This is a genomic window from Thioalkalivibrio nitratireducens DSM 14787 (assembly GCF_000321415.2).
Lineage (GTDB): Bacteria > Pseudomonadota > Gammaproteobacteria > Ectothiorhodospirales > Ectothiorhodospiraceae > Thioalkalivibrio > Thioalkalivibrio nitratireducens.
Genome location: NC_019902.2, coordinates 3,116,742 through 3,136,407 on the forward strand (window position 1 = coordinate 3,116,742; position 19,666 = coordinate 3,136,407).

Sequence of the window (19,666 nt, forward strand, 5' to 3'; positions counted from 1 at the left end):
GTCACCTGACCTGCGGCGGAGTCGTGAAACTGTGGTAGGGCGGCGGCGACGACAGCGTCCATTCCAGCCCCTGCGCGCCCTCCCAGACCCGGTCGCTCGCCCGGGCACCCCCGCGCACGGCCTGGACGACGATGTACAGGAAGATCAACTGCGCGAAACCGAAGCCGAATGCGCCGATGCTTGCGATCTCGTTGAAGCCGGTGAACTGCGTCGCGTAGTCCGGGATCCGCCGGGGCATTCCGGCCAGGCCGAGAAAATGCATCGGGAAGAACGTGACGTTCACAAAGATGGTCGACAGCCAGAAATGCCACTTGCCCAGGGTTTCGTTGTACATGTGGCCGGTCCACTTCGGCAGCCAGTAGTAGACCCCGGCCATGATCGCGAATACGGCACCCGGAACCAGCACGTAATGGAAATGCGCCACCACGAAATAGGTGTCGTGATACTGGAAATCCACCGGTGTGATCGCGAGCATCACCCCGGAGAGCCCGCCGATGGTAAACATCACGATGAACCCGATCGCGAACAGCATTGGCGTCTCGAAGGTCATCGACCCGCGCCACATCGTGGCCACCCAGTTGAACACCTTGACCCCAGTCGGGACCGCGATCAGCATCGTCGAGAACATGAAGAACAGCAGCCCGGCCAGCGGCAGCCCGACCGTGAACATGTGGTGCGCCCAGACGATGAACGACAGGAACGCGATAGCCGCCGTCGCGTACACCATCGACGTATAGCCAAACAAGGGCTTGCGCGCGAACGTCGGCAGGATCGTCGAGACGATGCCGAAAGCAGGCAGGATCAGAATGTACACCTCGGGATGGCCGAAGAACCAGAAAATGTGCTGGAACATCACCGGGTCACCACCGCCTGCGGCGTTGAAGAAGCTGGTCAGGAAATACTTGTCGGTCAGCAGCATCGTCACCGCCCCCGCCAGCACCGGCATCGCCGCGATCAGCAGAAATGCCGTGATCAGCCAGGTCCAGATGAACATCGGCATCTTCATCAGCGTCATGCCGGGTGCCCGCATGTTCAGGATCGTCGCGATGATGTTGATCGCGCCCATGATCGACGAGAGCCCCATCAGGTGGAGCGCGAAGACCAGAAATGGAAACGCGTCCCCGGTCTGCAGCACCAGCGGCGGATAGAGGGTCCAACCGGCCGCCGGTGCCCCCCCAGGCATGAACAGGGTAGAAAGCAGCAGGGTGAACGCGACTGGCAGGATCCAGAAGCTCCAGTTGTTGATGCGGGGCAGCGCCATGTCGGGCGCGCCGATCATCAGCGGGAGCTGCCAGTTGGCCAGGCCTGTGAAGGCCGGCATCACCACGCCGAAGATCATCACCAGCGCGTGCATCGTGGTCATCGAGTTGAAAAACTGGGGATCGACCAGTTGCAGGCCCGGCTGGAACAGTTCGGTACGGATCACCAGCGCCATGCTGCCGCCGACGAAGAACATCACCAGCGCAAACACCAGGTACATCGTCCCGATGTCCTTGTGGTTCGTGGTGAACAGCCAGCGGGTGATGCCGCGCGGACGTTCCTCCTGGTGGATCACTTCGGAACTTACTGCACTCATCAACCGTATCCCCTTGTCGTCAACCCCTTGGCGTCGAAGCGGCTAGCGGGCCGAGCCGATCCGTGCAGGCGTAACCACATCGCCAGTGTCGTTCCCCCAGGCATTGCGCTGGTAGGTGATGACGGACGCAAGATCCGCGTCGCTCAGCTGGGGGCCGAAGGCCGCCATCGCGGTGCCGGGTTGGCCCCGGATCACGATCTCGAGGTGCTCCTCCAGCGCGCCCGTGGCGATCGCGCTGCCCTGGATGGCGGGAAACACTCCCGGTATGCCCTCGCCACCTGCCTGGTGACAGGCGGCACAGTGCGTCTCGTGCACTTCCCTGCCCCGGGCCATCAGGTCGTCCATGCTCCAGTCGGCCATGGCCAGCGTCTCGTCGGCCGCTTTGCTGGCGCGTTGTTCCTCCAGCCATGCCTGCCAGCCGGCCTCGTCCTTGGCGACCACCACGATGGGCATGAAGGCGTGGCCGCGTCCGCACAGTTCCGCGCACTGCCCGCGAAACACGCCGGGTTCGTCGATCCGGGTCCAGACCTCGTTGATGAACCCGGGGATCGCATCCCGCTTGATGGCCAGGTCCGGAACCCACCAGGCATGAATCACGTCACTGGCCGTCAGCAGGATCCGGATCCTTTTTCCCACCGGAACCACCATGGGATTGTCCACTTCGAGCAGGTAATGCTCGCCCTTTTCCTCGAGACCGAGAATCTGTTCCTGGGGTGTGGCCAGATTGCTGAAAAAGCTCACTTCCTCGTCCAGGTACTCGTAATGCCACTTCCACTGGTAGCCCGTGACCTTCACCGTCATGTCGGACGCCGAGGTGTCCTCCATCGCGATCAGCACACGGGTAGCCGGGATCGCCATGCCCACCAGGATGGACAGGGGAACGAGCGTCCAGAGAACTTCCACTGCGGTATTTTCGTGGAAACGGGCAGCCTTGACGCCCAGGGACTTGCGGTGTCGGAGGATCGAATAGAACATCGCGGAAAAGACTACGATGCCGATTGCCACACAGATCCAGAAGACCAGCATATGCAGGCCGTACACCCGGCTGCTGATCTCGGTGACACCGACCGGCAGGTTCAGGCCGTAATTGCTCGCCGCGGCCGCCCCGGGAAAACCCAGAAGCCACACGGACAGCCCGACACGAACTGTGCTGGCCGTCGTTCCAGAGCTCATAAGCCCCCCCTGCGCGGCGACGCGCTAAACCGTCGGCTAGCCCTCATCCTGGCGAACGGCCCGCGGTGCCGAATGCCGCATGCCCAGCGAACCACGTGGGGATACGTCGGAATGGCGCCGCTTGCACCGGCTGTCAGGCATGTCCGGGCCTTTTCCGGAGTCTAGACCAGGAACTCTGAAGCACAAGACCTACTGTGCAGGTGGGGTTAAAGGCCTCTGGAGTGAGGACCTGTTGCTGGTTGGGTGCCGTTCACGATTACGGTGCGCAGCGCCCGGCCCAACGATGAACCTCTTGAGAAACAAACTCCCACGTTGGAGTGAAATCAGTGGGTTATCAGAGTGCCAACGTACCGAGCCGCAGCCCGTTTCTCCGTGAACACCTGCCACGCCTCCTGTAACCGCTTGATTTTACCAACCCTTAGGAGCTTGTTCCTCAAGAGAGGAATCCCAAAGGGCCTTCCACGACCGCATACCGTCCGCCGCCGATCGGGGAACCTCCAGCCCGGCGCGGCCACGACTACGCAGTGCAAACCAGACATGCGCCTCGTGCAGGTTAGTCGGACGAGCAAATGCTGACAGACTCGACGCCTGCACCGCCGCGTCGCAGCCTGTCCAGGTGGCGATCGAAGCGTTCGAACTCGGTAGAGTAGCCAGCCTCCCGATCGTAACCGGCGCGATAACGCCGACGCTGTCGTGAAAACTCAGCGCAGGGCCGCGCTCAGTCTGGCCAGATTCTCCGGCCGCTCCGGTAGGGATCGGCCGTCGGCGCTCGTGCAGCCGGTTCGGTGGCAGCGTCCGGCTGCGCAGCGGCACCCGCGCTGGCAGTGGCCTGCGCAGCGCCACGCCTGCCGGGTTTCGCCGCGTTGCCGCCAGCCGCGGGCGTCTTGCGTGCCGCAGACCCCGGGCCCCGCGTGGAGCCGCTCTTGGCCTTGCGGATCGAATCCATCAGGCGGCGTTCGGTTCGGGTTTCGTTAGTCATGGCGAGGGGCGAAGATCTCCGTGATCAGGTCGTTGATCTCGGCCGCCGCGGCCTCCCCGCGGCGGCCCACCTGGAAGACGCTGCGGCCCTCCAGCACGCAGTGGCGGTGGATCGAGCGACGCCGCAGCGAGGTGCATGCCACCGGCAGATCCAGTTCCTGCACCGCCTCCGGCATCAGGCGCGAGAGCGTGGTGCGGAGTTCGGTCTGGCTCATCACGATCAGCGCACGCAGTCCCGGGTTTTCCGGGCGCATCTTCTCGATGATCCGGGCGATGTGGCTGGTGGCCCAGAGGTCCATCGGCGACGGCTGCACCGGAATCAGCACGTATTCGGCGATACGCAGCGCGTGTTCCGTCTGCGGGGCCTTGATCGACGGCGGACAGTCGATGACTACGTGCGTATGTGCCTCCCTGAGCGCGCCAACGGTCTTGCCGAGCCCGTAGGCGGCGGCGACCACGGGGGGCAGCCCCGAATCTTCGTCACCGATCAGGCGCCACTGGTAGGCCGACTGCTGCGGGTCAGCATCGACGATGACCACCGAATCCTGCCGCGACAGGCCCGTCGCAAGATTCAGCGTCAGCGTGGTTTTTCCGGTGCCTCCCTTGTTCCCGACGACGGCCAGAATGCTCATGTCCTCACCGCCTCCGGAAGATATGACGTATGCCGCGGCACCCGAACCCGGCCCTGCAGCAGCACGACCGCGGGCCGGGTGGGCCAAGCGTGCTCGCGGCATTACCGGACCGGTCGTCCCGCACGCCGCTCCGTGGTGACGCTAGCACGCACCACCAGGACGGTCAACGCGACCGCTCACGGTCGTCCGGACGCCCTGCAGGGTCTGGTCGCCCGAACGCGGTCGTCGGAACACGAACGCCTGGAACTGGATCCGCTGGCAGACGTCGAATGGGTGTAAGGCAACAGCACAGCACGACGGGCTGCTTTCCCTGGCCCGAGATCACAAGGCATGCCGGAACACCTCAGGGCAGCGGTCACGCGCTCCGCCCCTGACCGGTTGCGCAGGTACAGAACTGCCTGGCCCATGCCAAGTGGCGTGACTATGCTCTAAAACATCCGTAGGAGGAGGTCACAGACGCTATGGATTTCGCGGAAACCCTGATCGCCCAGTACGCCCGGGACTACCAGAAACGGCAGGAAGCGGAGCTGCCGCTGACGAAGTATCTGGAGGCCTGTGCCGACGATCCGATGATGTACGCGACCGCGGCCGAACGGCTGGTGGCCGCGATCGGCGACCCGAAGGTCGTCGACACGTCCAAGGACGAGCGACTCGGGCGCATCTTCCTGAACCGGACGATCAAGGTCTATCCGGCGTTCGAGGACTTCTACGGCATGGAGGAGACCGTCGAGCGTATCGTCGGCTTCTTCCGCTACGCTGCGCAGGGCCTGGAGGAGCACAAGCAGATCCTCTATCTGCTCGGCCCGGTGGGTGGCGGCAAGTCGTCGCTGGCCGAACGCCTGAAGGCCTTGATGGAAAAGCACCCGATCTACGTGCTGAAAGCCGCCGACGAGCTCTCGCCGGTGTTCGAAAGCCCGCTCGGCCTCTTCGATCCCGAGGCGCACGGACCGGAACTGGAGGGGCGCTTCGGCATTCCGAAACGGCGGCTGACCGGATTGATCTCGCCTTGGGCCGTCAAGCGGCTGGACGAGTTCGGTGGCGACCTGTCGCGCTTCTCCGTGGTGCGCCTGTACCCGTCGAGGCTTCGGCAGATCGCGGTCGCGAAGACCGAGCCCGGCGACGAGAACAACCAGGACATCTCCTCGCTGGTCGGCAAGGTCGACATCCGCAAGCTCGAGCTCTACAGCCAGAACGACACCGACGCCTACAGCTACTCGGGCGGCCTGAACCGGGCGAACCAGGGCATCCTGGAGTTCGTCGAGATGTTCAAGGCCCCGATCAAGATGTTGCACCCGCTGCTGACCGCGACCCAGGAAGCCAACTACGTCGGCACCGAGAACATCGGCGCGATTCCGTTCCAGGGCATCATCATGGCGCACTCGAACGAGGCCGAGTGGCAGACCTTCCGCAATAACCGCAACAACGAGGCGTTCCTCGACCGGATCTCGGTGATCAAGGTGCCCTATTGCCTGCGCGCGACCGAAGAGCGGCAGATCTACGAGAAGCTGATCCGCACCAGCGAACTGAGCGAGGCCCCCTGCGCCCCGTCCACGCTGGACCTGCTGGCGAAATTCTCGGTACTCACACGGCTGAAGGAACACGAGAACTCGAGCCTGTACTCGAAGGTGCGCATCTACGACGGCGAAAGCCTGAAGGACACCGACCCGAAGGCGAAGTCGATGCAGGAATACCGCGACGTTGCCGGCGTCGACGAGGGCATGCACGGCGTCTCGACCCGGTTCGCGTTCAAGGTGCTTTCCGAAACCTTCAACTACGACAACCGCGAGGTCGCGGCCGATCCGGTGCACCTGTTGTATATGCTGGAGCAGTCGATCCGGCGCGAGCAGTTCCCGGAGGAAACCGAGCGTCGCTACCTCGAATTCATCAAGACCGAACTCGCGCCGCGCTACGCGGATCTCATCGGCAACGAGATCCAGAAGGCCTACCTCGAGTCTTATCACGACTTCGGCCAGAACCTTTTCGAGCGCTACGTCGCCTACGCCGACGCTTGGATCGAGGACCACGACTTCAAGGATCCCGACACCGGGCAGATGCTCGATCGCGGGTCCCTGAATCAGGAACTGTCCAAGATCGAAAAGGCCGCGGGGATCGCGAACCCGAAGGACTTCCGCAACGAGGTCGTCAAGTTCGCGCTGCGCGCCCAGGCGAACCAGGGCGGAAAAATGCCGTCGTGGACGTCCTACGAGAAGATCCGCGAGGTGATCGAGAAGCGCATGTTCAGCCAGGTCGAGGATCTTCTGCCCGTGATCAGCTTCGGCACTAAGGCGGACTCGGAACTCGAGCGCAAACACAGTGACTTCGTGCAGCGCATGGTCGAGCGCGGTTATACCGAGCGCCAGGTGCGCCGGCTGGTCGAGTGGTACATGCGCGTCAAGCAGACCGGCTGAGTTGCCGGCGGAGGAATCCGATCCCGTGGTCAACATCGTCGACCGGCGCCTCAACCCGAAGGACAAGAGCCTCGCGAACCGCCAGCGCTTCATCCGCCGGGCCAAGCGGCAGATCCTGGACGCGGTGCGCGATGTCTCGGCGAAGCGCAAGGTCACCGAGGTGGGCCAGGGGGAAGAGGCGATCCGCATCCCCTCCGACGGCCTGCAGGAACCTTCTTTCCGCAAAGCCTCCGGGACCGGCGTGCGACGCCACTTGATGCCCGGCAACAAGGAATACCGTGCCGGTGACACCATCCCCCGCCCCGAGGGTGGTGGCGGGCGCGGCGCAGGCGGCAGCCCGGATGGCGAGGGCGAGGACGAGTTCCAGTTCACCGTGAGCCGCGACGAGTTTCTCGACCTGTTCTTCGAGAACCTCGAACTCCCGGCACTGGCCCGCACCCAGCTCTCCAAGATCGAGCAGCAGGGCTTGCAGCGGGCGGGTTACTCGGTATCCGGCTCACCGGCCACGCTGAACCTGACCCGGACGATGCGCAACTCGCTGTCGCGGCGACTCGCGCTGCATCGGCCCAAGCGCGACGAGATCCTCGACCTCGACCGCGAGATCGATCGGCTGGAGCGCTCGGGCAAGGAGCCGGAACGCCTGCGCGAACTGATCCGCGAGCGCGAGGCGCTGACCCGGCGCTCGCGCCTGATCCCCTACATCGACCCGATCGACCTGCGTTACAACCGCTTCGTGCCGACCCCACGCCCGATCTCGCAGGCGGTGATGTTCTGCCTGATGGACGTCTCCGGCTCGATGACCGAGGACATGAAGGACCTCGCGAAGCGCTTCTTCATGCTGCTGTATCTGTTCCTCGAACGCCGCTACCGGCACGTCGACATCGTGTTCATCCGCCACACCCACATTGCCCAGGAGGTCGACGAGGAGACCTTTTTCTACTCCCGCGAAACCGGCGGCACATTGGTTTCGCCTGCGCTCGACGAAATGAAGCGGGTCGTGCGGGAACGCTATCCGCCGGGCGAGTGGAACATCTACGCGGCACAGGCCTCGGACGGCGACAACACGCCCTCCGACAACCCGATCGCGTTCCGGACGATGGAGGAGATCATCCTGCCGCTATGCCGGTATTTCGCCTACATCGAAGTCGGCGAGGAACGCGGCTGGGAGGCGAAGACCACACTGTGGGAGGTCTACGAGCGCCTGGTCGCGGCCGGACACCCGATCGCGATGCGCAAGGTGAAACAGCGCGCGGACATTTTCCCGGTGTTCCGGGACCTGTTCACCCCCGCGGAACTGAGGGCCTGAAATGAGCCGAAGCCTCGAATCCGACGCCCGGCTGCTGTACACCGGCCCCGACTGGGACTACCGCCTCGTGCGCAAGACCTTCGACGCGATCGAACGGATCGCGATGGGCGAGATGGGTCTGAACCCCTACCCCAGCCAGGTCGAGGTAATCAGCTCCGAGCAGATGCTGGATGCCTATGCCTCGATGGGCATGCCGCTGTTCTACCGTCACTGGTCGTTCGGCAAGCACTTCGCCCGCGACGAGATGCTCTACCGCAAGGGCATGACCGGGCTCGCCTACGAGATCGTGATCAACTCCAACCCCTGCCTCTGCTACATCATGGAAGAGAACACCATGACGATGCAGACGCTGGTGATGGCGCACGCGGCGTTCGGGCACAGCCACTTCTTCCGCAACAACCAGCTGTTCAAGGCCTGGACCGACGCCGACTCGATCCTCGATTACCTCGATTTCGCGAAGCGTTATGTCAGCGAGTGCGAGGAACGCTACGGCGCCGATGCAGTCGAGCGGGTGCTCGACTCCGCCCATGCGCTGATGAGCCACGGCGTGCACCGCTACCCGCGGCGCACGCTGAACCTGAAGCAGGAGATGGAGCGCGAGCGCGAGCGCCGCCGCTTCCAGGAACAGAGCTTCAGCGACCTTTGGCGCACCCTCCCCCGGCGCGAGTCGGACGACGGCGACGACGATCCGGACCTCGACGCGCGCCAGCACCGCCTCGGCCTGCCCGAGGAGAACCTGCTCTACTTCCTGGAAAAGCACGCGCCGCGGCTGGCCCACTGGCAGCGCGAGATCCTGCGCATCGTGCGTGTGGTCGCCCAGTATTTCTATCCTCAGCGCCAGACCAAGGTGATGAACGAGGGCTGCGCCACCGCAGTGCACTACGCAATCATGAGCCGGCTGCACGAGACCGGGCAGATCACCGACGGGGCGTTCATGGAATTCCTGCACGCCCACACCAACGTGGTGTTCCAGCCCGAGTTCGACGATCCCCGCTTCTCGGGCATCAACCCCTATGCACTGGGTTTCGGCATCCTGCAGGATCTGAAGCGTGTCTGCGAGGATCCCACCGACGAGGACCGGCGTTGGTTCCCGGACATCGCCGGTAACGGCGACGCCCTCGGCACCTGGAAGACCGCTTGGGCGGAATACCGCGACGAGAGCTTCATCCTGCAGTTCCTGAGCCCCCGGATGATGCGCGAGTGGCGGCTCTTCTCGGTGCTCGACGATGCCGATGAGCGCGATTTGATCGTCGACGCGATCCACGACGACTCCGGGTACCGCGAGCTGCGCCGGGCACTGGCGGCGCAGTACGACCTGGCCCGCCACGAACCCGACATCCAGGTGGTCGACGTGGACCTTGCCGGCGACCGTCGCCTGGTGCTGGAACACCGCGTGCTGGACGGACGCCTGCTGGAGGAACGCAACACGCTGATGGTGCTGCGCCACCTCGCCAACCTGTGGGGGTACCCGGTGACCTTGGCCGAGGTCGATGCACGCGACCACCATATCCTCCACGAGTACGACGACGTCGAGCCCGATCGGGTGATCGCCTGACCGGGCCTCGCCCCACACTGTCGCGGGACGAAGAAATACCCGATCATTGGGCGCCTCGAAAGCATGGGGGGACTGCCAATGGATCCAGCGGACGAGGAGGTCGGAGCCAGGTACAGCCTGCGCCAGCGGCTGTACCTGCATCTGGAACCCACCGCCTGGCCGCGCACGGGCCTGTCGCCGGCCAACCTGGTCATCGCGGTCCTGATCGTGTTCGCGGCGCTGCTGGCCATCCTCGAGACCGAGGAGACCCTGCGCGCCGATGCCCCGAGGTTCTTCCAGTACGCCGAGTTCCTGATACTGCTGCTCTTCTCGACCGAATACATGGCGCGACTGTACGCGGCCGGCGAGGATCCGCGCTATCGCGGGGTCTTGGGCCGTCTGCGCTACATGCGTACCTGGTGGGCGATCGTCGACCTGCTGGCGATTCTTCCCTCCCTGGTCACGATGGGGGGGCAGAACACCTTTCTGCTGCGTTTGCTGAAGCTCCTCCGACTGTTGCGCCTGTCCCGGCTCGGCCGATTCTCCCGTGCCTGGAGCGCGATCGCCCAGGCGGTCCAGCTGCGCAGCTTCGAACTGTTGCTGAGTTTCGGGGCCGCCGGCATGCTGCTGATCCTGTCCAGCGCCTGTCTCTACCTCGTCGAGGGCGGGGAGCAGCCCGAGGCGTTCGGCAGCATCCCACGCGCCCTCTGGTGGAGCGTCGCGACGCTCACCACTGTCGGCTACGGCGACGTGACACCGGTTACCGCCCTTGGACGGATTCTCGCAGGCATCACCGCACTGGCCGGAATCGGGCTGATCGCACTGCCCACCGGAGTGCTGGCCTCCGCGTTCAGCGACGCGCTGCGCCGCCAGGCGGCACACGACCGTAGCGGCCAACGGGAAGAATAACCGCTGCCGGCGCCGGATACCGCGATACGAGCCCCCGCGACGGGCCGTTGACCGCCCCGGCCATTGGCAACGAACCCGGGACCGGCATCCGCTTTACCACGGACTAGCAGCCTGTCGGACTTGGGCTGCTAGGCCCCATTGCCCTGAGGCGGAAACCACGTTTCAGCGGGCTTCGCCGGCTCCCTGAAACCGGTGCGTCAGGGATCGCCCGCCGCGAATCGGCCGGGCCAATCCGCTATCATCGGGCCTCTCCCGCGGACACAGGATTCTCAACACGATGCTGGGCACCCCCGGCGCCGCCGGTGCCATCCGCCTGATGCTGCTCGGCTCAGGCGAACTGGGCAAGGAGGTCGCGATCGAGGCGCAGCGCCTCGGCGACGAAGTCTGGTTCAGCGAGGTGTCCCCGCGCCCACACGATACCGGAATGGTGACCCTGGTCTCGCAGGATCTCTCGGAGTTCGCACTGCACGTACGCGCGATCCTCCGGCTCCTGATCCCCGGGATCCGACTGCTCGGGCCGTCGGCGTCGGTCGCGCTGCTCACCGACGGCGGGCGCCGCCGTGGGGGCCGCTGGCACGCACCACGGTGGCATCGACCACGCGCCCCGCGATCTGGCGGCGCAGCCAGCGCCCGGTCTCCGCCCAGTCGACCGGCGCGGCGGCCAGTGCGGGAAGCAAGAGCAGCAGGTGATCGCCCTCGTCGTTCACCGTGATGCGGTGGCGGGCAGAGGCTGCATCGGACTGCAGGGTCAGGCGCTCCCACTGGATCACCTCGCCGCGGGCAACCGTGGCGCGCAGAGCGGAGGCGAGTTGCTGAAGATCCGCGACCACGGCCCGGCACAGCGCTTCCTTGCCGGGCCGGTCCGACAGGTCGCTGAACTCGCAGCGCAGGCCGTCGACCGTGGCCCAGGCAGGGGGCTGGCCCTGCACCAGCGCCCAACTGCCGGTGACCGACGACCCCGGCGGTGCCCGCAAGGAGGCCGCCCGTTCCGCGGATCCGCACGGGTGGCGGCGGCAGAATTCCATTGCCAGCAGGGGCTCCACCAGGACCCAGGCATCCACGCGGGGCCAGGCGACCCAAAGCGGCCGGTCGTCGATCTGCAGCACGATTCGGTCGTACCGGTCCAGGTGCACGTCGACACGCCGCGCCACATACAACGCCGCCTGCGCGGCCCGCAGTTCCTGGACATACCCCGCCGTGGCCTGCCGCCAGCTCGCCAGCCTACGCTGGGCATCCGGCCCGCGGCGGCGGTCCTGCAACGCCCGCTCGAGTTCGGCCTCGTAGGCACCGATCAGGGCGTCGACCACCAGCACCGCGAAATCCAGGCGGGCAGCCGGAGTCGCGTCGGCCAGTCCCCCGACCACCGCGCCCAGCGCGCCGGGCTGGGCGCGGTGGTCGCGGCGAGCCCGTCGCAGCCGGTTCGGCCAAGCAGAGCGCGACGGCCAGCAGGATCGTCACGGCAACGCGTCCGCGGCCCCCACAGCGACCCTGTCGTTACTCGATCCGCATTCCGTTTCTTGGCTGTCCGGCTCAGGGCACCACAAACCGCGTTGCTCGGATCCCTCCTGAGCTTGGACCGGCGGCCGCCGCACGGTCATCGGCCATCCGCCTGCCCGCTCTGCCATCGACCAGACTCCGCCATCGCATCGACGAAACTTCGCTGGCCCCGCATCAGCGGCGTGCATTGGCGGTACGCGGCGGCTTCCTGGCCCCGGTACAGATCAGCGAGGTACCGATGGACGAATAGCTCGGCTGCATGTGATCCGTTCGCCCACCCTGCCGCCACACCCAGGTGCCCGCTCGCGTAGTGGTTCCGTGGCTGCTCATTCACGTTTACCGCATCGGACTTCGGGGCGCTTGAAAGCAACCGGCGCGAGCGCGTAACGTATGTGCATTCGACCGTGAAGAGGCAAACCCGATGCGCGTGATGTACCGACCCCAGCCCCGCACCGACCAGCGGGCCACGCTCACGATGCTGTTCGCACTCACGGGCCTGGTCCTTACGCTGCAGCATCCCGATGCACTTGAGGCACCCGCCCAACTCGTGTCCAAACTGGATTTTCCGACTCCCGCGCACGTGATGGAACTGCGTCCGGAGAGCCCGCCGCCGTGGATGGACGGTGACCAGATGATGGCCGACGAGGCGGAAGACCTCCCGGCGATCGCCACGGTCGGACGCGAAACGCCGCCAGCAGACCTCCGCGAGCGCCCGCAGCGCTGACCAGCGGTCTGGGCAACCTTCCCCGGGCGTGGTCTGCCGGCCCCGATCCTCAGCATCTGCGCGGCGCCCGCAATCGCCCCCCTTTACCGAAATCCCTGGAACCCCGGCAACGGAAGGCACGGTGCGGCCTGCGTGTCCATCTGCCGATCACGGCCGTACTTCGGGGCAGAAACGCGCGGACCGTCGGGCGACACTGCCCGGCCCACTGATGACGCTGGTCTTGGTTGCGGACCTACCCCGAGCGTTGGCACAGCGGCGGCTCACCAGGCTCCAGGACTACCGACCTTCAACGCCGCGGTAACCCGGAATGCAGGCCAGACCGGACGACCGGCACACATGTTGCCGATCGGCACAGGCGATCAGTCCAGATCCTCTTCCGTCTCGGGTGCCGAATGCGCGGCCAGATCGCCGCGCAGCGTGTGATACCAAACGTTCGGCTCCGTGCGCAGCAGGTGGCCAAGCGTGTGAAGCTCCTGAATGGTCAGGTGGTGCATGACCGCTTCGGTACCATCGTCGAGCTTCAGATGCACCGCCGCACGACGCGGCTGGTTATGAAAGTTCAGGGAATAATTGTCGACCTTCTTCCACATACGCCGGCAGCTCCGTTGTGGGTAGATCACACCCGGGTTCGTGATCTACTTCGTATAGCAAGGGTCTGCTGCTTTCTCAACATTGCCCTGTGTTACCAACCTGCTTGGGTGCCGGGGAGCCGCAACCAGGCTCCCCGCCTTTCAGCAAGCGGGCGGCGAGTACCTGGGCGCGTGCGATGGCCTGGTCCATATCCGTAGTATCGGTACTCGCCGAGGCGCCCGCAGATCAGCAGCCTCGGGTTCTGACAGGCGCGTGCCGAGCATTTCCTGTAATGCCTGGCGTTCGCCTCGTCCGGGCACGGGTACTCGTAGGCATCCGGATCCTCCGGCGTGAACGGCACCTCCCGGGTCAGCAGCGTGCCACGGACGCGGGCGGCGACGGCGCGGGGCATCAGCGCCAGCCAGGCCTCCTCGCAATTCGCCGGCGTGCCCGCGAACGCCGGATCCCAGCCGCCTTCGACCAGCCTGCGAATGCAGCTTCGAGCCACCGGCCAGTTCTCGTGGCGCCCGTCGACGAGGAATTTCACCACCACCTCCTAGGGCCGGAACCGGGCGAACCGATTCACGAACCGCCAGATCCGCTCGGAGTTCGTACGGAAATAATGTGGACCGCTCATCCATCGCTCCCCCAACCCCATCGCCGTCCCATCGGCGACGGCCCGTCATTTACCGATCATCAGATTTTCCTTATACTTGACACGAGTCGGTCGCGAGTCTCGGGGCCGGCACTGAACCCACAGCGAGGAACGGCGATCATGCGCAGATCCACCCTTGCCGTCGGGGTGCTGGCGCTCGTGCTGCTGGCCGTCCCGCCGGCGACTTCGGCCGACGTCTCTTCCGGGTATACCGAGGCCGGCATCGCATCGTACTACCACGACCGATTTCAGGGCCGGAAGACCGCCAGTGGCGAACGCTTCGACCAGCGCGAATTCTCCGCGGCCCACAGGTCACTTCCCTTCGGAACCACCGTGCGCGTCACCCGCAACGATACCGGTCAGAGCATCGTGGTGCGCATCAACGACCGCGGCCCGTTCCGCAGGGGGCGAATCATCGACCTGTCGCGCGAAGCGGCCAGGGAACTCGGCATGCTCGAGCGCGGACTGGTGCGGGTGACGATCGAGGTGATCAGCCCGGCCGTGCGCAAAGCCTGACCCCGACCTCCCGCACCGGCGCCGCGACGGCGGGCTGCGTTCCCGGCCCCCGGTGTACCCGGGACTCGCCACCGGCCGGTTCGCAGAAGCGACATTTATCCCCCGTTGGCCGCCGTTGCATACGCCCTGCGGCCAAGATACTGGTGCGCGAAAGCCAGCCCGAGCAGCGACAGCCCCAACCCCATGAACGACAGCGCGCGCAAGAGGCCGGTCAGGCCGCCCATGTCCACGAAGAAGATCTTCAGGATCACCAGCAGCAGCAGGACCATCCCACCCCGGTAGAGAACCTGCCGTCCGCCGAGCGTGCCCGCGAGCATCGCGACCACAGCGAGCACGAGCCAGACAACCGAATAGGTGTAGACCTCGCCATCGCGGACCACATCGGCGAGAGCGAGGCGCCCGTGCCACAGGTGCCGGATCTCGAGGCTGACGAATACCCACAGCCCCACTCCTGCGACCAGTGCGAAGAACGGGCGCAGGTCCGGCTCGTAGTAGCGGGTGGCCAGTGCCCAGAGCACGACCGGCAACCCGTAGGCGAGCAGCAGCAGATTGAAGACCGGGGTCGTCGAAATCGCCTCGGCACTGGCCGAAATCCACAGCGGGTTCATCGCGGTCAGCAGCATCAGGTAACTCATCACCGCGAGCAGCATCAGGATGCCCGCGGCATTGCGATAAAGCAGGCGGTACCGGGCATCGACGACGCTGCGCTGGTAATACAGCAGCGCGAGCGCGCACCAGAGGCTGGTGTTCAGCGCCACCTCCAGGAAATCGTAGCGGGGCGCGAAGACCGCCCCATCGTAGAGCCAGTAGCGCATCCCGGTGTGCAGGAACAGCACCAGCAGGTGCACCGAACCGGCCCGCAACCAGAGCTTCAACCGCTCGCCATCCACCGGCAGCAAACCCGCAAGCCAGACCAGGACAAGGCTGCCGCCATAGGTCCACAGCGTCCAGTGGCTGCCGGGGGCGTAGTCGAGCAGCCAGGGATTGAACGTCAACCGCACCAGGATCACGGCCAGCACCAGCTTCACCAGCCAGTGCAGCCGCGCCACCCCGAAGCGCCGGGTCAGCCAGGTCAGCGAGAGCACCTGCACCGCCAGTGCGAGCGTCAGCGTGGCCTGTTCAAGACTGATCACCGCCGCCAGCGAATAGGCCAGATGGCCCGCGGCAATCTGCCAGAAAGCGATCGCATCGGTACGGCCCTCGCGCAGGCGTTTTCCGGCAAACCCGCCCAGGGCTGCACCGACGACCAGACTGACCGCACTCAGGAGCCAGTGGGAGATTGCCTCCGGAACCAGTACATAAGCCAGTGCGACGGCCACCAGCGGCGCCAGAAACGCCAGCGATGCCGCCGCCGTGGAGTCGCGTCGGACCCATAGATGCCATGTGCCCGCGGCGCAGAAGAGCGCCCCCAGCAGCGCCAGCGACACCAGCACACGACCCTGCTGGGCCGCATCGATTGCGACGAAGGACCACGGCGGGGGGTACGGGAACCCGACCAGCAGGCTCCCGATCAGCCCTGCAGCGATCGCGAGCAGTGCCAGCCACGGCAGCGCCCGCAGGGTCTCATTGTAACGGCTGGCGAACAGCAGCAGTGCCGGGAGCGGCAGCCAGATCAGGGGGCCGAGGCCCCAGTGCGGATCCAGCGCGATGCTGTAGGCCTGGGCCAGCAGCAACAGCAGCAGGCCGGCGCGCGTGTACCCATGACCCGCCTCGTCCCTGTTCAGCCACACACGCCAGGATCCGCCAGTCGCACCGGCCGCGACCGGGCGGGTCAGCCGGTAATTTCCCCAGCGCAGTGCCAGCAGACTCCATGCAACTACCGCCGGGTAGGCACCGAGCCAGGCCTGCGTGTACCCTCCCGCGTGCAGCGCAAACCACCACCAGAACAGGGCACCAGCCAGCGTGCCCCACCACAGCCAGTCGCGATAGACGTAGCGCATCAGCACCAGGCCAGCCATGGTCACAATCAGGCTGTAGGCAAGTACCGGCAGCAGCCGCTCCGCGTCGCCCCCCAGCAGTGCCGGCACGGCAAAGGCACCTACGATACCCAGCATCGCGAGAATCGGGCCATGATGCAGCGCCAGGGCCATCGTCCCCAGCGACACCAAGGCCAGCAGCGCGAAGATGACGACCGGGGGCCAGAGCTGATACAGGTGCAGTGCCGCGAGCACGGCCGCGTACAGCACCAGGCTCGCGCCACCGGCAAGGGCTGCCAGGGCATCGTAATGCCCCACGAGCCGCCGGCGCAGCCACTCGGCGAATGCGTGCAGCCCCAGTCCGGTGGCGATGCCCAGCAGTACGCGCGCGGTCGGACCCAGATAGCCCTGCTCGATCGAATAGCGCACCAGGAACACCCCGGCCAGGCCGATGCACAGCCCTCCGAGCCAGACCATCCAGTTCGCGCGGATCCATGTGGCCAGCCGTTCGATCCGGCCCGGATTGCGTCGTGCCGCCGGAGGCATCGGCAAGGCAGTGGATGCGGCCGTTTCCGCCGCCGCGGATCCGGCCCCTGTCGCCACTGAAGCCGCCGCGGGGATCGACGCCTCGCCGCGGGCGGATGCGTCAGTGGCCCTGCGCGCATCCGCGGGCGCCGCATCGGGGATCGGTCCCGCTTCGGGGCCGGCCTCCGCACCCGCATCCTCGGCAGCGCGTTGCCGTCGCAGCTCCGCTTCCAGCCGTTCCAGCCGCGTGCGCAGCCGCGGCAGTGCCAGGAAGCTGATCCAGCCCAGCACCGCCCCCGCCAACAGCCCCAGGAACATCAGCGTGACCATCAACCCGAGCAGTGCAGTCATCCGGACCGTTCCCTGTACCTTTGTGCAAGGATCTGCTGATGTTAGCGTGAAAGAACCTGACGTTGGGGCGAGCGAGATTCTGGCGTGACGCATGCCGGTGCGCAAATGCCTGCTTGCGGGACTCGAAGAGCCTGTGTGGCGGCTCAGGTGGCGGTGAGATAGCCGTGCTTTTCCAGCATCTTCAGCCAGCGCGGCGCGTTGCGCTGCACGACGAGAGCCTCGTAATCGACGGTGCGATCCTGGTAGGGGCCGCATGATTGAGCATGGCGTAGACGATGCGCAGGAGCTTGTGCGCCAGGGCCACGATGGAGCGCTTGTGTCCCTTGCGGATGGACAAGGCCGAAAACTTGTCCTTGAGCGCACAGCGGGTGCGGGAGGCGGCTTGCGCGAACTCGCACAGCAGGCGACGGACCCAGGCGTTGCCCTTGCGCGTGCGTCCGCTTTTGCGTTTGCCGGCGCTCTCGTGGTTGCCGGGGCAGATCGCCGACCCAGGACGCGAGGCGTTCGGCGCTGCCGAAGCTCGCCATGTCGGTACCGATTTCGACGAGCAGCATGGCGGCGCCAATGCGGTCGATGCCGGGCACGGTTTCCAGCAGGCACACCTGCGGCTCCCAGGGGCCAGACCCGCAAGCAGTTCCTGTTCGAAGCGGGCGATCATGGCCTCGAGGTACTCGATGTGCGCCAGAACCTCGTTGAGCACGAAGCGGTGCCTGGTGCTCAGTTCCTCCGGTTGCAGGGCTTCGAACAGTTCTTCGCGGGAAGCCCGCAGGCGGCCGGCGAGGTCGAGGATTGCGTGCATGGGGCATCGGCGAGCAGGGCCTTGATCATGGCCCGTGCCGACGCGCCGTGTACGTCGGAGACCAGCACGTTCAGGCGAATCCCGGCATCGGTCAGCACCTTGTGCAGCCGGTTCTTCTCCGCGGCCAGCATCCCGACCAGCTTCTGGCGCTGCCGGGCGATCAGGCGCAGATGGCGGATCTCGGCCGGAGGAATGAACGAAGCCCGCAGCAGACCGGCACGGGGCCAGCGTGGCCAGCCACTGGGCATCGGAGAGGTCGGTCTTGCGGCCAGGCACGTTTCGGGCGTGACGGGCATTGACCACCAGGCCATGACGCCCACACGCTCAAGGGCCGCATAGGGGCTCTTCCAGTAGATCCCAGTGCTCTCCATCACCACGACCTCGGGGTCAAACCCGCGAACCCACTCGGCCAACGCCCGCCGATCGCGCTTGAAACCACCAAACTCCCGGTGCTCCACCGCCACACTGCCATCGGGCTGCTCGATCAGCGCACAGGCCGTGATCTTGCTCTGGTGCACATCCAGACCGACAACGCGCCGGTGAATCGGGGTAATGTCCATGCTGACCTCCTCGGGCAAACGCACTATCCTTCACGATGTGCTGTCGCCAAGGGCGCCGTCCTTCAACGGCCTGTCGGGACTCGACGGCTCTTTTTAGCGTGCGCTGTCCATGACCCTTCCAGGCCATGCCAGGCAATCCGGGGTACGAGTGAAGGGCAGCGGGTCGAGTTAGCGTGCGCGGTCAGGCGCCATCAAGAATTATCGCGACCTCAGCCCGACGCGACAGCACGCCCATTATCTTTCATCATCGGGGTGCCGCGCGCCCGGCGGCATGACAGTTAGCGTGAAAATGCAGCCACGGAAGGACACGGAAATCACGGAAGATGAGACGGATCCAACCCCTTGTCCGTGTCTTTCCGTGCTTTCCGTGGCTCGTCTTTTCATCTTGCGGGGTGGCCGCTGGCCATGAAAGTTAGCGTGAAAATACAGCCACGGAAGAACACGGACAACACGGAAAATGACAGGTATTCAATATCTTGCTCAATTTCCGCGTGCTTCCGTGTCCGATTTTCATCCTTCGGGGTGCCTCACCCCCGAAGACATGATCGTTAGCGTGAAGATCGAGCCACGGACGAGCACGGAAATCACGGAAGATGAAACGGATCAAACCTTTTTTCCGTGTCTGTCCGTGCTTTCCGCGGCCGTCACCCGGTGGATGATACCCGGCGGCGACGATCAGACGGTCGAGGTACGAATGGCGACTCCCGGGCAGGTTCACCCCGACGTGCAACCCGGCCAGCTGCGCCGCTCGGTGATCCGAACTCCAGGGTATGCGGACCCGTCCGCATTGCCTACATCAGGCAGCCAACCCGGCACGCTGTCTGCCACCCGAGTCTTCGTTTCCACGCCGTTTCCACGCCGCTCACCGGCATCGCCACGCCGCCCGTGGACCATCCAACGGGCGTCCTGCATCGAATCCATGACCGACGGGCTGCGGACGCGCAAACCAGACATGCGGCGCTGCCGACAAACGTGACGGGTCCGTTTCGCAAAAACCGAGCATCGGAAACGCCATCGCCTGCCTGCGGCAGGCGCCG

General features: G+C 65.5%; 14 protein-coding genes and 2 pseudogenes. 8 read left to right on the plus strand and 8 right to left on the minus strand.

Annotated elements, in window-relative coordinates; genetic code table 11:
* Position 1: 1 nt before the first annotated feature.
* The 3 genes from ctaD to parA form a co-directional block, all read right to left on the minus strand.
* Positions 2-1,576, minus strand: coding sequence for a cytochrome c oxidase subunit I (gene ctaD / locus TVNIR_RS14285; protein ID WP_015259771.1), 1,575 nt, complete (start codon positions 1,574-1,576; stop codon positions 2-4).
* Between the two features lie 42 nt (positions 1,577-1,618).
* The gene (gene coxB / locus TVNIR_RS14290) at positions 1,619-2,749 is read right to left on the minus strand and encodes a cytochrome c oxidase subunit II (protein ID WP_052316646.1); all 1,131 of its coding nucleotides are present in this window, start codon (positions 2,747-2,749) and stop codon (positions 1,619-1,621) included.
* 971 nt (positions 2,750-3,720) lie between these two features.
* Positions 3,721-4,359: a ParA family partition ATPase gene (parA, locus tag TVNIR_RS14295; RefSeq protein ID WP_015259774.1), complete on the minus strand. Its 639-nt coding sequence runs from the start codon at positions 4,357-4,359 to the stop codon at positions 3,721-3,723.
* 461 nt (positions 4,360-4,820) lie between these two features.
* Between parA and TVNIR_RS14300 the strand changes: the two genes are divergently transcribed.
* The 5 genes and pseudogenes from TVNIR_RS14300 to TVNIR_RS21310 all read left to right on the plus strand — a co-directional run.
* Positions 4,821-6,767, plus strand: coding sequence for a PrkA family serine protein kinase (locus TVNIR_RS14300; protein WP_015259776.1), 1,947 nt, complete (start codon positions 4,821-4,823; stop codon positions 6,765-6,767).
* Between the two features lie 25 nt (positions 6,768-6,792).
* Complete coding sequence (locus TVNIR_RS14305) at positions 6,793-8,073, plus strand: YeaH/YhbH family protein (protein ID WP_015259777.1); 1,281 nt, start codon at positions 6,793-6,795, stop codon at positions 8,071-8,073.
* Between the two features lies 1 nt (position 8,074).
* Positions 8,075-9,628: a SpoVR family protein gene (locus TVNIR_RS14310; RefSeq protein ID WP_015259778.1), complete on the plus strand. Its 1,554-nt coding sequence runs from the start codon at positions 8,075-8,077 to the stop codon at positions 9,626-9,628.
* 78 nt (positions 9,629-9,706) lie between these two features.
* Positions 9,707-10,516: an ion transporter gene (locus tag TVNIR_RS14315; RefSeq protein ID WP_015259779.1), complete on the plus strand. Its 810-nt coding sequence runs from the start codon at positions 9,707-9,709 to the stop codon at positions 10,514-10,516.
* 316 nt (positions 10,517-10,832) lie between these two features.
* Positions 10,833-10,925: pseudogene (locus TVNIR_RS21310) on the plus strand (hypothetical protein); the annotation flags it as partial.
* Positions 10,926-11,055: 130 nt separating this feature from the next.
* Here TVNIR_RS21310 and TVNIR_RS20820 read toward each other — a convergent pair.
* On the minus strand, positions 11,056-11,880 hold the full coding sequence (locus tag TVNIR_RS20820; protein ID WP_015259780.1) for a hypothetical protein: 825 nt from the start codon (positions 11,878-11,880) through the stop codon (positions 11,056-11,058).
* A 563-nt stretch (positions 11,881-12,443) separates the two neighbouring features.
* Between TVNIR_RS20820 and TVNIR_RS14330 the strand changes: the two genes are divergently transcribed.
* Positions 12,444-12,737, plus strand: a complete 294-nt coding sequence (locus tag TVNIR_RS14330) for a hypothetical protein (RefSeq protein ID WP_043740744.1) — start codon at positions 12,444-12,446, stop codon at positions 12,735-12,737.
* A 359-nt stretch (positions 12,738-13,096) separates the two neighbouring features.
* Here TVNIR_RS14330 and TVNIR_RS14335 read toward each other — a convergent pair whose 3' ends face one another.
* Complete coding sequence (locus tag TVNIR_RS14335; RefSeq protein ID WP_015259782.1) at positions 13,097-13,327, minus strand: hypothetical protein; 231 nt, start codon at positions 13,325-13,327, stop codon at positions 13,097-13,099.
* Between the two features lie 92 nt (positions 13,328-13,419).
* Complete coding sequence (locus tag TVNIR_RS14340) at positions 13,420-13,854, minus strand: UDP-galactopyranose mutase (RefSeq protein ID WP_015259783.1); 435 nt, start codon at positions 13,852-13,854, stop codon at positions 13,420-13,422.
* A 228-nt stretch (positions 13,855-14,082) separates the two neighbouring features.
* Between TVNIR_RS14340 and TVNIR_RS14345 the strand changes: the two genes are divergently transcribed.
* The gene (locus TVNIR_RS14345; protein WP_015259784.1) at positions 14,083-14,478 is read left to right on the plus strand and encodes a septal ring lytic transglycosylase RlpA family protein; all 396 of its coding nucleotides are present in this window, start codon (positions 14,083-14,085) and stop codon (positions 14,476-14,478) included.
* A gap of 95 nt (positions 14,479-14,573) precedes the next feature.
* Here TVNIR_RS14345 and TVNIR_RS14350 read toward each other — a convergent pair whose 3' ends face one another.
* Together TVNIR_RS14350 and TVNIR_RS14355 are read right to left on the minus strand one after the other, a co-directional pair.
* Positions 14,574-17,270: a DUF2339 domain-containing protein gene (locus TVNIR_RS14350; protein WP_015259785.1), complete on the minus strand. Its 2,697-nt coding sequence runs from the start codon at positions 17,268-17,270 to the stop codon at positions 14,574-14,576.
* A 143-nt stretch (positions 17,271-17,413) separates the two neighbouring features.
* A pseudogene (locus TVNIR_RS14355) lies at positions 17,414-18,629 on the minus strand (IS110 family RNA-guided transposase).
* 457 nt (positions 18,630-19,086) lie between these two features.
* Between TVNIR_RS14355 and TVNIR_RS19865 the strand changes: the two are divergent.
* Complete coding sequence (locus TVNIR_RS19865; protein WP_157092285.1) at positions 19,087-19,605, plus strand: hypothetical protein; 519 nt, start codon at positions 19,087-19,089, stop codon at positions 19,603-19,605.
* Positions 19,606-19,666 lie beyond the last annotated feature (61 nt).

Coding starts and splice junctions, on each gene's coding strand:
- ctaD (WP_015259771.1), bottom strand. CDS start 1,576: ATGAGTGCAGTAAGTTCCGAAGTGATCCACCAGGAGGAACGTCCGCGC.
- coxB (WP_052316646.1), bottom strand. CDS start 2,749: ATGAGCTCTGGAACGACGGCCAGCACAGTTCGTGTCGGGCTGTCCGTG.
- parA (WP_015259774.1), bottom strand. CDS start 4,359: ATGAGCATTCTGGCCGTCGTCGGGAACAAGGGAGGCACCGGAAAAACC.
- TVNIR_RS14300 (WP_015259776.1), top strand. CDS start 4,821: ATGGATTTCGCGGAAACCCTGATCGCCCAGTACGCCCGGGACTACCAG.
- TVNIR_RS14310 (WP_015259778.1), top strand. CDS start 8,075: ATGAGCCGAAGCCTCGAATCCGACGCCCGGCTGCTGTACACCGGCCCC.
- TVNIR_RS14315 (WP_015259779.1), top strand. CDS start 9,707: ATGGATCCAGCGGACGAGGAGGTCGGAGCCAGGTACAGCCTGCGCCAG.
- TVNIR_RS14330 (WP_043740744.1), top strand. CDS start 12,444: ATGTACCGACCCCAGCCCCGCACCGACCAGCGGGCCACGCTCACGATG.
- TVNIR_RS14335 (WP_015259782.1), bottom strand. CDS start 13,327: ATGTGGAAGAAGGTCGACAATTATTCCCTGAACTTTCATAACCAGCCG.
- TVNIR_RS14345 (WP_015259784.1), top strand. CDS start 14,083: ATGCGCAGATCCACCCTTGCCGTCGGGGTGCTGGCGCTCGTGCTGCTG.
- TVNIR_RS14350 (WP_015259785.1), bottom strand. CDS start 17,270: ATGACTGCACTGCTCGGGTTGATGGTCACGCTGATGTTCCTGGGGCTG.
- TVNIR_RS19865 (WP_157092285.1), top strand. CDS start 19,087: ATGACAGGTATTCAATATCTTGCTCAATTTCCGCGTGCTTCCGTGTCC.